Below are 14,961 nucleotides of genomic sequence, written 5' to 3'. Positions count from 1 at the left end.
TTCCACATACGGCCCGGCGCACCTTCCGGCGCACCAGGCAGATTCATAGGTTGTAACCAGCCGCGGCCACGTACCTGGCCGCACCTAGCAACGGGAGCACCATGGAAACTACGCCGCCGCCGGAATCACGCCCCACCCTGCCGGAGAGCCGGCCGCCGGAGACACGACTACCTGAGACCAGGCCACTGGAGGGTGCACGGCTGGAAGGTGCACGCCTGGAAGACGCACCGCCGGACGGGACAGGCCCGCCTCCCTCTCCGGGCGGCCCTGGCCAAATGCCGGGGGCGCCCAATCACAAAGGGGCGAGCAGCCTGGTCCTGGCGATCCTTGCCCCGGTCAGCATGTTCCTGACCGCGCCGTTCGCCGGGCTGGCCATGCTCCTGACCTATTCGGACAACGGCCGCTCCCCCACCCCCTGGGTAACTCCCTTCGTGCTGTTCAGCCTGCCTCTCCTCTTCGCCTCACTAGGTCTCCGGCTGGCACTCCCAGCACTGAAACAGTTGCCCCAGGGGTCAGGAAGCCGGTCCGCGGCGGCAATTGCCCTCTGCATCTGCGGCGTGGTCTTCGCCTTGGCACTCGGTCCTGCACTCGACCTCATAGGCGTGTTCTGAGCATCCGAGTGCTCCGGGCAAAGGTGTATTCCGTTCGCTCCGATCTTCCGCCGTCCCCGCGGCGCTATTCTGGAAGGGATGAGCGAATCCCCTGAAAACCCCCAGCAACCGCATGTCCCGCGGCCTGTCACGCCCGGCACCCAGGCCTCCTTCGGCACGTACGGGGGCCGCCCGGTCAGTTTCGTGCGCCGCGGCACCAGGCTGCAGGGGCGCCGGCAGGCTGCCTGGGCCGAGCACGCCGAGCGGTGGGCGGTCGACGTGCCGCGGCACGTGGCCAACACCTCTGTCCACCCCGACTACACCTTTGACGCCGCCGCGGAATTCGGCCGTGAAGCCCCGCTCATCGTCGAGATCGGATCCGGGCTCGGCGACGCCATCTGCCATGCGGCGGAGCAGAACCCGGACACGAACTTCCTGGCCGTGGAGGTCTACACGCCGGGGCTGGCCAACACCATCATCAAGATCAACGGCCGGGGGTTGAACAACGTCCGTGTGGTGGAAGCGAACGCGCCCGAAGTTCTGGCCACCATGCTGCCCGAAGGCTCGGTCAGCGAACTGTGGGTCTTCTTCCCGGACCCCTGGCACAAGTCGCGGCACCATAAGCGCCGCCTCATCCAGCCCGAGTTCGCCGGGCTTGCGGCACGCGCGCTGAAGCCGGGAGGCCTGTTCCGGATCGCCACCGACTGGTCAAACTACGCCGTCCATGTCCGTGACGTCATGGCGGGCTCAGGGGACTTCGAGAACCTGCACACCGGCGAGCGCCGCGGCCCCGAGAGCCCCCTGACGCAGGTGTGGCAGTCCGGCGTCGAATCCGTGGTGGGCGGGGCACCCGTGCGTGAGGGACGCGCCCCGGTAAGCACGGAACACACCGGGCCCAACGAAGGCGTGGACGAAACAGGCGGCTGGGCTCCGCGTTTCGAGGGCAGGATCCGGACCAGCTTCGAGGCAAAAGCCCACGAGGCCGGCCGGCTGATCTTCGATCTCTGCTACCGCCGCCGCTGAGCGGCGGGCCGTCGAAAGCTTCTAGCCGATATTGATGGCGGCCACGATCTCTTTGAGCATGTCCAGCCGGGGTTCCGCTTCCGGGTTCAGGTAGGGCCAGACGACCACGACGCCGATGAACCGGCCGCTTTCCCACACGCCCACGGTGGCTGCCACCTTCGCCGGCCCGCCGTCGTCGCCGTATCCCACCACCACGGCGTAGGCCGCCTTGCCGGGCAGGTTCAGCTCGCCTTCTGCCAGGAGGGTGCCGCCGCGGTCCTCGAGGTAGAAGCCCGACATGAGGTGGGCCCAGCCGTTGGCCTGCGGCGCATCCTGCACGGAGGTATCGTCCTTGATCACGGTGACCAGCACGTTGCCCAGCAGGCCGTACTGCTCGCTGTTGGGCCCGGCCGTGGAGTGGTCCAGGACCTGGGTGTGCTCGGGAAAGTCTGCGGTGAAGCCCAGCGGGGATTCGATGTGCACTGACATTGGTTTCAGAGCCTCTCGAGCTTGGTGTCGTTGGGGACTTTATAGTACGTGGACACGTTGGTGGTGGACTGGTTCTCGGTTTTGACGTCCACTTCACCCACTTTGACGTCGAACCCTGCCTCGTTCGTGGCTGTCAGCACGGAGTTCACCTGCACGGTGGCGGAACCGGCCTCGTACAGCCGGGCAGCCTCGCGGGCTGCACCGGCGTCATTGCCCAGGGCCACATTGCGCAGGTAGCTGTCGATGACCGGGCGGTTCTCCGGAGTGTAATCGACATCGATCTTGACGCTGCCCTGGGTACCGGCGGTAACGGTGGAATCGAACTTCGCAGCCTCGGTCTTCACACCGGAAGTGACGCCCTGGGCCACGGTCCCGTCCATGGAGACGGACACGGAACCGATGTTGTTGTCCTTGTCCAGGTTGACCTGCAGCCCGCCCTTGCCGGAGGCTTCGAAGACGCGGCCGTCCAGCTTGAGCTGGCCCTGGGCGGAGATCTCACCGCTGGCTGTCGAGGTGCCGTCCGTCAGGTTCCGCTCATAGGCGAGGTCCAGCTTCGCCGCACCGGACGCCGTGCCGGACTCGCCGCTGGCATCCAGCGAGAACGTGCCCTTGGCCTTGTCCGCCTGTCCGGTGGAACCGTTGTCCTTCGCGGCATCATTGATGGTGTCCAGGATGTATCCGGGAGGGTTGCCGGCCACCTCCTTGATTTCGCCGATGCTGTCTGGCGGAAGGTCGCGGTACATCTGTTCGCGGGCGGCCATGGCTTCCTCCACACTGGCGAACGTGTACTCGCGGGAGACCTCACCGGTGAGTGTTGCCCCCGCCGTGCCGGTGGTGTCGTTGACACCCAGGCCCATGTTCCCGTACACCTTCACGGTGGCGGAGCCGTCGGCGTTCTCCACCACTTCGGTACCCACTTCGGCGCCACCGTGGACCCACGCAACCCGGGCTTCAATGGAGGCCTTGCCCGTTTCCGAGTAGACCGGAATGTCCGCCCTGGCCAGATCCTGGAGGTGCTGCTTGGCCAACTCCTGCGCGGATACGGGAATGCCGCCGTCCATGCGCATGAGGTCTTCGGCGAACGGGCCATCGCTGCCTTCGCCTTGGATCAGGTACGTCCGGTCGGCATCGGACAGGCCGGCCCACCACTTTGCCTGCTCTTCCGGGCTGGCGTTGAGCATCCGGTCCAGCCCCGCTTCGAGCTCCCGGCGGTGCTCCGCGGCCGCCCTGGATTCTTCGGCCCTTTCCTTGAACCACTCCTTCGCCTGCGCGGCCATCGAGGTGAGCCGGTCCCAGGTGCTGCCGCCGGAGCCTCCGGTTCCGGCGGTTGACGCCTTTTCCTGCTCGTCGGCATGCTTCATCAGGATCTTCGAGTTTTCCCGCAGGCTGGCCACCACTTTGTCCAGGCTGGGGCGGTGGCTGGCGCTCCACTCCTGACGGAAGCGTTCACCATCACGGCCCTTCCACGGCGCGGACTGGATCTGGCTGTGCAGCGACCCGGCGCGGCTGCTCAGCAGTGCCGCTGCCTGGTCGGCGGCCTTGGCCAGCGCCCGCAACTGGCTGATGTCTGCGCCGTAAAAAGTCATGGTTTCCCCCGGAAAGAGTGCGGTACGTGTCTATCGCTGGTCCTTATGGTCGCACGGGCGGCGGAACCCGGCGATGGGGATCCCTCCCCATCGCCGGGTAGGCCGGACCAACTGTTCCGCGCCCGGACGGCGTGGGACGATTGGCCTTGTAAGAAGGGCACGCACACCAGCGCATTACCGCGCCTGTCCAAAGGAAAGACGATCAAAGAAGAACTGAAGCAGGTGGTCGACAAGGCCGAGGACGTCACCAATTCCCCGGTCCTTGAGTTCCTGGCCCGGGCCGGGTTCGCGGCCAGCGGTATCCTGCATTTGCTGGTGGGTGCCATCGCCATCCGGCTGGCCATGGGCGGCACGGGGCACGCCGATTTCAGCGGTGCGGTGGCTGAGCTTGCCACCACGCCCGTGGGTCCGTTCCTGCTGTGGGGAAGCTTCGCCGCCTGTGCAGCCTTATCGCTCTGGCAGGCCGGCGACGCAATTTTCGACTTCAACCACCAGGCCACCAAGAAGAAGATCAGGAACAAAGCCAAGGCCGCGCTGCAGGCAATCGTGTATGCGGTGCTCGCGCTGACGGTGTGGCATTTCGCCATGGGTACCGGTACTGGTGATGACAACCGCAAGGCCGCCAGCGATTTCACCGTCTCCATGATGGCGGCCCCGGGCGGTGTGGCGCTGCTGGTCGTGATTGGCCTGGCAGTCGCTGTCACGGGGGTGGCCTACGGTATGCGGGGCCCCAAGAAAAGCTTCGAGAAGCAATTGCGGATGCCTGCCGCCGGCGCAGCCAGGACGGCAGTGCTGTCCTTGGGCATTGCCGGCTACCTGGCCAAAGGATTGGTGCTGCTGCTCACCGGGCTGCTCATCGTCATCGCCACCATCAAGGAGCACCCGGAGGACTCCACCGGCCTGGACGGCGGCCTGCGGGCCCTCCGCGACCAGCCTCTGGGCCCCTACCTCCTGGCCGCGGTGGGAGCCGGATTGGTCTGCTACGGCGCCTACATGATCATGCGCGCCCGGCTGGCCAAAATGACAAAGTAGCGGCGGGCGGCGTTTATTTCCGCCCAGTGCTTCCAACGGCGGATCGAGGTGTTCGCCTGTGCGTGCCAGGACCCTGCCTCGGTGGCGGAATTCCGGGTACTTGGAAAAACCGGGGAAGCAGCCGCTCAGGACGAGGACCGCGCGCCTACGGAACGGTGATGACTGCCACGGCCCGCTGGGCACCGTCCCGCAGTTCGACGCTCGAGATGCTGCCCAGCTGGATGGGCGTGGCCCCGGTGACTTTGACCTTCCCGCTGGGGGTGGCGGTCCAGGCGCAGGCCCGGTCCTCCGCGCCCGCCCGGTCCCGTACCCACAGCGAGAGCGTCCCTTCGGCCGGCAGGCTGCTGCCACTGACAGCAAGCTCGGTCCCCCAGGTCTTCCTGGCCATGTCGATGTTCACTTGGAGCCCTCCACCGGAGGCCACGGAATAGGTTGCGTCCGGCTGCGGCGGCCTGACAAGCAGTGGCCCCACTGCCAGGCCCACAGCCAGGCACGCGGCGGCAAGAGCCCCCGCCAGTGCAGCCCACCGCCGTCGTAATGTCCGGCGGCGGCGCGCCAGTTCGTCCAAAAGCCGCCCAGGGGCGTTGGCGTCAGCCGCCTCCCTGCCTGGGACGCCATTGCTGCCTGGAACGCCACTGAGCGCCATGGCGTCAGGAACGGGAACGGAATCGAGGAGCATGGGGACTTTCTCCAGCACCGCCAGCTCCTTGCGGCAGGCCGCGCAGTCCTGGAGATGGGCCTCGAACAGGGTGAGGTCGACGGCGTCGAGGCCCCCCAGGACGTAGGCGCCCAGCAGGTGGTGCGGGTTGATGTTCACCGTTCCACCCCCATCTCGTCCAGGATGGTGCGCAAGGCCCGGATGGCGTAATAGGCGCGGGACTTGACCGTGCCGCTGGGGATATTGAGCTGGACCGCCGCTTCATTGACGGTGAACCGGCGGTAGTGCAGGGCCACCAGGACGTCCCGGTGTTCCTTGCTCAGCCGCAGCAGTGCTTCCTCCATCAGGACCCGGTTGAGCAGCTCGTCGACGCGGCCCATTACCTCACTGGGGTAGTTGAGGTTGGCGGGGTCGGTGAGGCTGCTTTCCAGCGCCTCATGCGGGCGGCGCTGGCTCCTGCGGTAATTGTCGATCATGATGTTCCTGGCTGTGCGGTACAAGTAACTGCGGAAGCTGCCGTTGACCTCCGGGGCATGCTGCCAGACGCGGAGCACGGTTTCCTGGACCACGTCCTCCGCGAGCTGTGGATCCCGGGTGGCACTGAGCACGAAACGGCGCAGGGCGCTGCCGTGTTCACGGTAGATGGCCTCCACCACGTTGTCGTCGAGCGGCATGCCGCTCCTCCCGTCACTGCCCTGCCCACTTCACCGTCCCTGGGAACGCCACGGAATGCTGCGCTTCCGGCAGTTACCACGACAGGAAGCAGGAATCGGTTCAATCGAACCCCGCACGTCGTACCTGTGAACCATTCTTTACCCGGAGGCGTCGTAGGAGTTAGCGCCCGGTGATCCAGCGCCGGGCGCCGGGCCGAAGAGGCACCAGCCAAGCAATCACACAGCCAAGGAGCACACCATGAAACACCATCTCGGGGCAGGGCTTGCCATCCTGGCCCTGGCGGCAGCCCTTACCGGTTGCGGCAACAGCACCGGCACCACGCCGGCGGCCTCCAGCCCGGCAGGGGGCGGCTCAACCAGTGCAGCCGGCACTTCGTCCGGGACGTTATCCACCAGCCCCTCCGCAACGTCCGCGGCATCATCGCAGGCAAGTTCCGCCGTCGAGATTAAGACAGCGTCCTCCCCGGAAGGCAGCATCGTGGTGGATGCGAAGGGAATGAGCCTCTACTTCTTCACCAAGGACACCAAGGACTCCGGCAGCAGTGCCTGCACCGGTTCCTGCCTGGTCCAGTGGCCGCCGCTGACCACCACGTCAGGCTCCCCCACCGCAGAGGGAGTGACCGGGAAGCTGGGCACCATCACCACACCTGACGGCAAGAAGCAGGTGACGTTGAACGGCATGCCCCTCTACTACTTCGCAAAGGACACCAAACCGGGCGACATCCTGGGCCAGGGCGTGGGCGGAGTCTGGTACCTGTCCGACCCGTCGGGCGCCATGGTCAAGGCAGCGCCGGCCCAGGGCTACTAGGCAATGCTGGCCTGGCAGGTGGCGCCGGCCTGTCTTACTTCAGGGGAACGTCTGGGGCCTTGCCCGGGAGCGGTATTTCGGTGGGCAACGGAACGGGCAGTTTGGGGCCTTGTTCCAGGCCTTTCCTGACGTCCTCCGGAACATCCGTGGGCAGTGCCGGCTCCGCAGGAACCTCAGCGGGCTTCTGCGGGGGCGCCCCGTGGCCGGGTGTGTTTCCCTGCTGCGCCGGAACGCTCGACGGCGCTCCGGCGGCAGGTGCCGAGGCGGGCGCGGGTGCCGGCGGGACGGCATCCGCGCTGCTGGTTGTGGAGGGCCGGGGTGCGGCCGGCGCAGGCACCGGAACCCGCGTGGTGTCATTGTGGACGGGAGCCACTGCGGAACCGGTCACGAAAGAGGTGACGGCGTGGTTCAGCTGGGAGAGGGAGTCGCGGAATCCCTGGTCGGAGGCGGCAGCCACTGCGCCGCCGGCTGCGAGCGAGGCAGCCACCGAGAGCGTGGTGAGCGTGATGCGGCGCTTGGCCCTGCGGCGGGCTGCAAGTTCATCAGCAGGTTTCCCCGGGGTGGGCTGGCCTGCCCGGCGCTGCCCGGCCCCAGCCTCCGTGGCGGTGATGGCCGGGAGGGCGGTGGTGGCGGCAGCTGACGGGCCTGCCATCAGCGCAGCGATTTCGGCGGAGGGCGCCGGGGCCTCTGCCGCCAGGGCATGCAGGTTGAGCAGGGCGTCGCGGAGCTGGCCGTCGTCGTCCATGCCTGCCTCCAGCAGAAGCTGGTCAACGGCACCGGTGTTGCGGGATCCTGCGGTGTCACTCATGATGTGCCTGGTTTCTCTTGAGCGTTTGTGCCTTGAGGTTCTGCAGGGCCCGGCGCTGGAGCTGTTTGATGGCTCCGGCGCTCTTGCCCATGATGGCGGCCACCTGGTCGATGGACAGGTCCGCCACGACGCGAAGGGCGAGGACCTCCTGGTGTTCTTCGCTGAGCCCTTCGAGCATGGCTTCTGCTCCGGCCGTCAGTTCCAAGGCGCGGTCCTCCGCAGAGGGTGTGGTCCGGCCGTCGTGCTGGGGGTCGTACGGTGTCAGCTGCGGCCTGCGCTCCACCCGCCGGTAGTGGTCCACCATGCGGGCGTGGGCGATCGAAAAGATCAGCGATTTCGCGCCCTGCAGGCCGCCCGTGAGCGTGCCGATCCTGGAGTAGAAGGCCAGAAAGACGTCCTGGGTGACAGCCTCGGGATCATCGAGTCCGCGTGCTTTGAGGTAGCCCTGCACCGGGCCCGCAAAGGTTCGATAGGCAGCAGCGAACAACGCGGCCGGATCAGTTCCGGCTGCGTTGTCGAATATGTCGATCTCTTCTTGGGCCAAAGTGTCCAGCACCAGCGGCTCCTCCATCCCGGGTCCGGGCTTACGCCTGGTCCCGGTTCCAGGTTGGGACTGCCAGTCCCCGTGGTATTCCGGCTGCCTTTTGCGGGTATGCCAGGGGCTCTTCCAAAGGTGCGCGCCCCGGCCGGCAGCCCGGACTGCGGCCGCAGCCGCAGTCCAGACTAGCCAATAAGCCTTAGCGGGCCGAAACTGACGGGGTGTGGACGGTGTTGCCGCCCACAGCGGGAACAGCAGGAACGGCGCCCGCGCCGTCGACACCCGGAACGGCCGGAACGGCGGGCACTGCGGGAGCCGACGGAACGGCCGGAAGCTCGGGCTTATCAGCCTCGACCGACGCGGAACCCTTGGCCTCGGCACCGGCCTTCGCTGCGGCGTCGGCCGTGGCCACGACGTCGGCGCAGTAGCTCTCGACGTTCGCGTCACCCTGCGCCGCGATGGACAGCGAGGAGAACGCCTTGGAGGAGGCATCCAGGCCGCCGTGGGTGAAGGCGGTGCAGAGGCCCAGGGCTGCAGGACCGGCAGCGTCAACGGCGGTGTTGGCCGTTGCGGACCCGGCTGCGTCGGCGGTGGCCTTGTCGTCAGAAGCCTTAGCCGTTGCGGAGGCGTTGGCGGTGGACTCTGCGGTGGCGTCGGCGCTCTTCAGTGCGTCGGTTACCGCTGCCGTGGCCGTGGGGGCCGGGGTGGCCTGGGCATCAGCTGCTGCTTCGGCGGAAAGCTTGGGGGCAGGTGCACCGAAGAGTTCGTGGGCGGTCTGCTGGGCCTGGGTGGGAAGGACGCCGGAGACGGCGGCGGCGCCGGTTCCTCCTACTGCCAGGGTTCCGGCGGCCAGGACTCCGGCGGCGACTTTGCTGGTGGCGAGAACGGTGAACACAGACATTTACTTCTCCAAAACCTAGACAACACATCGGACTGGGCCCGCCTGGCGGACCCATCACGGACTACATCGCCTGCGGTGCCGGAAAGGTTACGGGTGTCCCGAGATTCTTTTTCACGTCGTCCATGGCCGTGTCTTTCAATGCCCTGTTTTCCAATACCAGGGCCGCGAGCCGCTGGATGTACGGGCCCACTTCCTCGTCGTCCAGGACCAGCAGGTCCGGCTGGCCGCGCAGCCACCGCGCATTGAGGGCTGTGATGTTCTCGTGTTCCAGCAGTTCCTCGAATTCGCCGTCAAGCTCCCCCACGCGGAGGACGGCGCGGCCAAGAGGGCCGCCATCATCGGTGCCGCCGCCCAGGTAGGACGCTTCGGTTCCGGCGGTCAGCACGCCGTAGGCCTCCGCGGCACGGTTGAACAGGTCCAGGTGCGCGGCGGCGCCCATCCCCGCCATGCCTTCGCGGACCAGCGGGTCCGTGGCGATCCGGCCGCCCGCCATGACGGCATACTGCGCGAAGCCGCCCTCCAGCGCCTGGCTCAGGTAGAAATCCACCAGGCAGCTTCGGACGGCCACCGGGGACATGTCCTCCAGCGGCAGCATGGCCTTGCGCATGGCGTCGATGATGGCCGCGTTGGCTTCCACCACCTCCTCGTCGCTGCCTCCGATGCTGCTGCTGGTCAGGACGACGGGCTGGGACGTGATGGTCATGGCAATCCTTGCTGGGCGGTGGTGGTGCTCGGGCCGCTTTCACGCTACGACGGCCGGTTCACGCCAGCACCGGGAGGAAATGAACGTCAAGCGAAGTTTTCGGGACGGCCAAGGCAAGGGCCCGGCGACATGGGCCTGCCGCCGGCCGAACTAAGATGGATCAGATAACCACCCACCGGACCCGGCCCCGCCGTGGCCTGCCGAAAGTAGCGCTCACCATGCCATCCCAACCGGACGAAAGTGCGGACCTGGCAATACAGACACCCGCCATCAACGACCGCTCGCTGGCGGCCGGGCTGGCGTATGCCATGGCGAGCAGGGTCTCGGGCATATCGTTCGACGGCGGCACGGGGCTCATGCTGGGAAAGGTCCGGGGCGGCGCGGAGGTTCCTTACTCCACCACAGCAAAGCTGGTCCGGAAGGCCGGCGGCTGGAGCTGCACCGTGGGCATCTGCAGCTGCCCGGTCCGCAAGGACTGCAAGCACGTAGCGGCCCTGCTGTTCGCGGCCGAGGACAACCCCTCCATCCGGGTACAGCTGCTGGCACCGTCCACCTCCACGCAGGTGTCCCGCGCACCGTCCGCGGCCCTCTCCGACTGGGAGCAGGCCCTCAGCCCACTGATCTCCCAGCCCGGTTCCGCCCCCTCCACCAGCGGGATTCCCCTTGCCCTGCAGTTCGAAGTGGAGGAACCACCGCCGCACTTTTCCTACACAGGCCGCCGTGACCCGGTCCGCGGCGTCCGGCAGCTCAAGGTCCGGCCCGTGATCATGGGGGCCAAGGGCAAGTGGATCCGCGGGGACGTTTCCTGGAACACCCTGAGCTACCTGAACTTCCGGCGCGAATCGAACCAGGCGCACGTGGAATGGCTGCAGGAGTTCCTGGCCGGCCACTCCTCCTCCGCCAGCCGGATGCACAACTCCGCCGGCCTCTGGCTGAGCCTGAACTCCTATGCAGGGAAGAACCTGTGGAGCCTGCTGTCCGACGCCCGGAAGATCGGGCTCGCCCTGGTCCACTCGCGCGGCACCGAGCCGGTCCGGGTGGCCGAGTCCCCTGCCGCCGTCGGACTTTCCCTCAGCCGGTACGGCAGCCCGGTAACCGAACCTTCCACAGCGGAGCCTGCCGCCAGCGCCAACGCAGAGGCGTCCGACGGCGGCCTGGAGCTTTCGCCCACTATCACCGTAGAAGGGGAAGAGGTTGATCCGGCTGCGGTTGGCACCATCGGCAGGCCGGCGCACGGCCTCTTCTTCACCGCCGGGGAAGCGGCCCTCCCCGGGGTCCCCGACCCCAACGGGACCATCACGCTGGCCCAGCTGGAGAACGGGCTGAGCGAGGAGCTGCTGGCGTTTGTCACCGCGGGAAGCATGCTGCACATCCCGGCCAGGGACGAATCGCGGTTCCTGACCGGCTTCTACCCCAAGCTCAAGCAAACGGCCCGGGTCACGGCGCGCGACAAGTCCGTGGAACTGCCCGAACTGGCTGTCCCCACCCTGTCCCTTCTGGCCAACTATGGCGCGGACCACCGGGTGCGGCTGCACTGGGAGTGGCACTACAAGACCGGCAAGCTGGTCACCGCGCAGCCGCTGTGGCGGCACCCGGGCGACCAGGGCTACCGCGACGACACCGCGGAGGCCCGCATCCTGGAAGGCATCGGCCACCCCTGGGATGTGGTGCCCGCGCTGGGTGAATCAGCGACGGGCCGGTGGGGCACTCCCCGGCTGGCGGCCTCCGCCGAGCTGACCGGCCTGGACACGCTGGCGTTCACCGAGGAAGTACTGCCGCGGCTGCGGGAGGCCCCCAACGTGGACGTGGAGACGGTGGGCGACATCGCCGACTACCGCGAGGCCGAGGAAGCGCCGGTGGTGTCCATCTCCACCAAGGCCACCGAACAGCGGGACTGGTTCGACCTGGGCATCCAGATCTCGCTGGAAGGCCAGCCCGTCTCCTTCGCCGCCGTGTTCTCCGCCCTCGCCGCGGGCCAGACCAAGATGCTGCTGCCCAGCGGCGCCTACTTCTCCCTGGACCTGCCGGAGCTGCATCAGCTGCGGGCCCTGATCGAGGAAGCCCGCTCGCTGCAGGACAACAAGGACGCCCCCCTGCAGATCAGTCGGTTCCAGGCGGGGCTCTGGGACGAGCTGGCGCAGCTGGGCATTGTCGACGAACAGGCCGCCGCCTGGCGGTCCGCGGTGGGCGGACTCCTGGAGGGTGGCACGGACGGGCTGCCGCTGCCGTCGTCGCTCAACGCCGAGCTGCGCCCGTACCAGCTGGAGGGGTTCAACTGGCTCAGTTTCCTGTACAAGCACGGGTTGGGCGGCATCCTGGCCGACGACATGGGCCTGGGCAAGACCGTGCAGGCCCTGGCACTGATGTGCGCGGCGAAGGAGCTGGCCGTCGCGGCTGCGTCGTCCCTGGAAACGGCCGACGGCGGTGCTGCCGCTGACGCTGGAAGCGGGCCCGCCGCCGTCGCGCCCTTCCTGGTGGTGGCCCCCACCAGCGTGGTGGGCAACTGGGCCCTCGAAGCCGCCCGGTTTGCGCCCGGGCTGACCGTGCGGACGGTCGGCGAGACATTTGGCAAGAGCGGCCAGAACGTGGCGGAGGCCCTGGGCGGGGCAGACATCGTGATCACGTCCTACGCCCTGTTCCGCATCGATTACGAGGCCTACGCCTCGCGTACCTGGAATGGGCTGGTGCTGGATGAGGCGCAGTTCGTGAAGAACCACCAGTCCAAGGCCTACCAGTGCGCGCGCAAGCTGCCGGCGGCGTTCAAGCTGGCCATCACGGGCACCCCGCTAGAAAACAACCTGATGGAGTTCTGGGCCTTGACGTCCATCGTGGCGCCGGGCCTTTTCTCCAGTCCAAAGCGCTTTGCGGAGTATTACCAGAAGCCCGTGGAGAAGAACGGCGACAAGGGGCAGCTGGAGAAGCTCCGGCGCCGCGTGCGGCCGCTGATGATGCGGCGCACCAAGGACCAGGTAATCAAGGACCTGCCGCCCAAGCAGGAGCAGATCCTGGAGGTGGTGCTGAATCCGCGGCACCAGAAGGTGTACCAGACGCACCTGCAGCGCGAACGGCAAAAGATCCTGGGCCTGATTGAGGACGTCAACAAGAACCGGTTCACCATTTTCCAGTCGCTGACCCTGCTGCGGCAGCTCAGCCTGGACGTGTCGCTGGTGGACCCTTCCCTGTCCGCGGTGCGGTCCTCCAAGCTGGACGTGCTGTTCGAGCAGCTCGAGGACCTGATGGCCGAGGGGCACCGTGCCCTGATCTTCAGCCAATTCACGGGGTTCCTGGGCAAGGTGCGGGAGCGGCTGGACCAGGAGGAGATCGAGTACTGCTACCTCGACGGCGGCACCCGGAACCGCGCCGACGTGGTCAGTGAGTTCAAGAACGGCAGCGCGCCGGTGTTCCTGATTTCGCTCAAGGCGGGCGGGTTCGGCCTGAACCTTACCGAGGCCGACTACGTCTTCCTGCTCGACCCCTGGTGGAATCCGGCGTCCGAAGCCCAGGCCGTGGACCGGACGCACCGGATCGGGCAGGCCCGGAATGTCATGGTGTACCGGCTCGTGGCCAAGGACACTATCGAGGAAAAGGTCATGGCGCTGAAGACCCGGAAGTCGCAGCTGTTCGCCGACGTCATGGAAGGCGACGCCCTGGCCGGCGGAGCCATCACGGCGGAGGACCTGGCGGGGCTGTTCAAGGAGTAGGAGCCAGCAAGCCCCTACCGGCACGCAGAAGGGCCAAACCCTGGAACTATAAGCCGGCGGCTCCCGGCACCGGTCCAAGGTTTGGCCCTGACTGTCGGGCTGGGACTAGACCCGCTGCGGCGAACCCAGTTCCACCGGATCATCGTCCATCAGGTACGCCAGTTCGGAGTGCGCCGCGAGGTCGATCCCGCGCAGTTCGTCCTCGGGCTTGATGCGGAGGCCGCCCATGGCCTTGTCCAGGATCTTGGCCAGGATCCAGGTAACGCCGAAGGAGTACACCAGCACCGTGACCGTGGCCAGTGCCTGGACGCCCAGCAGTTCGAAGCCGCCACCGTAGAAAAGGCCGCGGACCGCGTTGGGCGCCGCATCGGTGGCGAAGAGGCCGATCAGCAGGGTGCCCAGGATGCCGCCGACAAGGTGCACGCCGACGACGTCGAGCGAGTCGTCGAAGCCCAGCCGGAACTTCAGTTCGATGGCCAGGGAGCAGACGGCTCCGGCAATGGCACCGATGGCTACGGCGCCCAAGGGGCTGACGGCACCACAGGCCGGGGTGATGGCGACCAGCGCGGAGATCAGCCCAGATGCGGCGCCCATGCTCGTGGCCGCGCCGTGGCGGACCCGCTCAACGAGGGCCCAGGCCAGCAGCCCGGCGGCGGCAGCCACGGCGGTGTTCAGGAAAACCACCGACGCCGACTGGCCGGCGGAGAGGGCTGAGCCGGCGTTGAAGCCGAACCAGCCAACCCAGAGCAGGCCGGCGCCCACCAGCACCAGCGGCCGGCTGTGGGGCTTGGCGTGATCCACCTTGGGCCAGCCGGAGCTCTTGCCCAGGACCAGTGCCAGTGCCAGTGCTGCGGCGCCGGCGTTCATGTGGACCGCGGTGCCGCCCGCGAAGTCGATGGCCTTGATGCCGTTGGCGATCCAGCCGCCCACGGAGCTGCCGTCCGCCGAGTTGAACGCGAACACCCAGTGGGCGATGGGAAAATACACCACCGTGGCCCAGATGCCGGCGAACAGCATCCAGGCGCCAAACTTCATCCGGCCCGCGGCGGCACCGGCAACGAGCGCGGTGGTGACGCAGGCGAAGAACAGCTGGAATGCGGCGAACAGGATGACGGGGATGGACGCGGAATCGTCCTTGGCCAGCAGCTGCCCCATGCCGGGGAACTCGGTGACGTCACCGATGAGTCCCAGTCCGCCCACGGAGTTTCCGAAGGCCATTGAGTAACCGAACAGTGCCCAGAGCACGGCCACCAGGCTGGCGCCGCCGAAGCACATCATCATCATGTTCAGGATCCGGCGGGACCCCACCATGCCCCCGTAAAACAGGGCCAGGGCGGGAATCATCATGCATACCAGCGCCGAGCTGGCCAAAATCCAAGCGACATTTCCCGAGTCCATGGGAAACCCCTTTCAAGATGCGAAAAGAACGGTAAGTTGCCGTCAGAGCCTTTCCGCCAGGTGGATGTGGGTG

Annotated in this window: 14 protein-coding genes; 5 read left to right on the top strand and 9 right to left on the bottom strand. The window is 67.2% G+C overall.

Features of this window, described 5'->3' with window-relative positions; genetic code table 11:
- The first annotated feature begins 101 nt into the window (after nt 1-101).
- Nucleotides 102-611 carry a hypothetical protein gene (locus tag ACTHQS_RS06190; protein WP_440167035.1) on the top strand — a complete coding sequence of 170 codons (510 nt, stop codon included), beginning with the start codon at nt 102-104 and terminating at the stop codon, nt 609-611.
- A gap of 78 nt (nt 612-689) precedes the next feature.
- Nucleotides 690-1,613, top strand: coding sequence for a tRNA (guanosine(46)-N7)-methyltransferase TrmB (gene trmB / locus ACTHQS_RS06185; protein WP_440167033.1), 924 nt, complete (start codon nt 690-692; stop codon nt 1,611-1,613).
- A gap of 21 nt (nt 1,614-1,634) precedes the next feature.
- Here trmB and ACTHQS_RS06180 read toward each other — a convergent pair whose 3' ends face one another.
- A complete protein-coding gene (locus tag ACTHQS_RS06180) occupies nt 1,635-2,081 on the bottom strand; it encodes a hypothetical protein (protein ID WP_440167031.1) in 447 nt (148 codons plus the stop codon).
- 5 nt (nt 2,082-2,086) lie between these two features.
- Nucleotides 2,087-3,667, bottom strand: coding sequence for a hypothetical protein (locus ACTHQS_RS06175; RefSeq protein WP_440167030.1), 1,581 nt, complete (start codon nt 3,665-3,667; stop codon nt 2,087-2,089).
- Nucleotides 3,668-3,880: 213 nt separating this feature from the next.
- Here ACTHQS_RS06175 and ACTHQS_RS06170 point away from each other — a divergent pair, with 213 nt between their 5' ends.
- On the top strand, nt 3,881-4,699 hold the full coding sequence (locus tag ACTHQS_RS06170) for a DUF1206 domain-containing protein (protein ID WP_440167418.1): 819 nt from the start codon (nt 3,881-3,883) through the stop codon (nt 4,697-4,699).
- Between the two features lie 145 nt (nt 4,700-4,844).
- On the opposite strand, the gene ACTHQS_RS06165 is transcribed toward ACTHQS_RS06170, so the two are convergent.
- The gene (locus ACTHQS_RS06165; protein ID WP_440167028.1) at nt 4,845-5,516 is read right to left on the bottom strand and encodes an anti-sigma factor family protein; all 672 of its coding nucleotides are present in this window, start codon (nt 5,514-5,516) and stop codon (nt 4,845-4,847) included.
- Nucleotides 5,513-6,031 carry a sigma-70 family RNA polymerase sigma factor gene (locus ACTHQS_RS06160; RefSeq protein ID WP_440167026.1) on the bottom strand — a complete coding sequence of 173 codons (519 nt, stop codon included), beginning with the start codon at nt 6,029-6,031 and terminating at the stop codon, nt 5,513-5,515. The genes ACTHQS_RS06165 and ACTHQS_RS06160 overlap by 4 nt, the downstream gene beginning before the upstream one ends.
- Nucleotides 6,032-6,269: 238 nt before the next feature.
- On the opposite strand from ACTHQS_RS06160, the gene ACTHQS_RS06155 reads away from it, so the two are divergent.
- Nucleotides 6,270-6,839: a COG4315 family predicted lipoprotein gene (locus ACTHQS_RS06155; protein WP_440167025.1), complete on the top strand. Its 570-nt coding sequence runs from the start codon at nt 6,270-6,272 to the stop codon at nt 6,837-6,839.
- A 34-nt stretch (nt 6,840-6,873) separates the two neighbouring features.
- Here ACTHQS_RS06155 and ACTHQS_RS06150 read toward each other — a convergent pair whose 3' ends face one another.
- From ACTHQS_RS06150 to ACTHQS_RS06135, 4 genes are all read right to left on the bottom strand, one after another.
- Nucleotides 6,874-7,647, bottom strand: a complete 774-nt coding sequence (locus ACTHQS_RS06150) for a hypothetical protein (protein ID WP_440167023.1) — start codon at nt 7,645-7,647, stop codon at nt 6,874-6,876.
- Nucleotides 7,640-8,218 carry an RNA polymerase sigma factor gene (locus ACTHQS_RS06145; protein WP_440167021.1) on the bottom strand — a complete coding sequence of 193 codons (579 nt, stop codon included), beginning with the start codon at nt 8,216-8,218 and terminating at the stop codon, nt 7,640-7,642. The genes ACTHQS_RS06150 and ACTHQS_RS06145 overlap by 8 nt, the downstream gene beginning before the upstream one ends.
- A 166-nt stretch (nt 8,219-8,384) precedes the next feature.
- Nucleotides 8,385-9,086 carry a protein tyrosine phosphatase gene (locus tag ACTHQS_RS06140; RefSeq protein WP_440167020.1) on the bottom strand — a complete coding sequence of 234 codons (702 nt, stop codon included), beginning with the start codon at nt 9,084-9,086 and terminating at the stop codon, nt 8,385-8,387.
- 61 nt (nt 9,087-9,147) lie between these two features.
- Nucleotides 9,148-9,789: a DMP19 family protein gene (locus tag ACTHQS_RS06135; protein ID WP_440167018.1), complete on the bottom strand. Its 642-nt coding sequence runs from the start codon at nt 9,787-9,789 to the stop codon at nt 9,148-9,150.
- Between the two features lie 218 nt (nt 9,790-10,007).
- Here ACTHQS_RS06135 and ACTHQS_RS06130 point away from each other — a divergent pair, with 218 nt between their 5' ends.
- The gene (locus ACTHQS_RS06130; protein ID WP_440167016.1) at nt 10,008-13,490 is read left to right on the top strand and encodes a DEAD/DEAH box helicase; all 3,483 of its coding nucleotides are present in this window, start codon (nt 10,008-10,010) and stop codon (nt 13,488-13,490) included.
- A gap of 105 nt (nt 13,491-13,595) precedes the next feature.
- Here ACTHQS_RS06130 and ACTHQS_RS06125 read toward each other — a convergent pair whose 3' ends face one another.
- Entirely contained in the window at nt 13,596-14,888 is a 1,293-nt protein-coding gene (locus ACTHQS_RS06125) for an ammonium transporter (RefSeq protein ID WP_440167014.1), read from the bottom strand.
- Nucleotides 14,889-14,961: the final 73 nt, after the last annotated feature.

Source organism: Arthrobacter sp. SAFR-044, assembly GCF_051965175.1.
Lineage (GTDB): Bacteria > Actinomycetota > Actinomycetes > Actinomycetales > Micrococcaceae > Arthrobacter.
The sequence above is the reverse complement of the archived record's forward strand: the minus strand, read 5'-3'. Positions and strand labels throughout refer to the sequence as shown.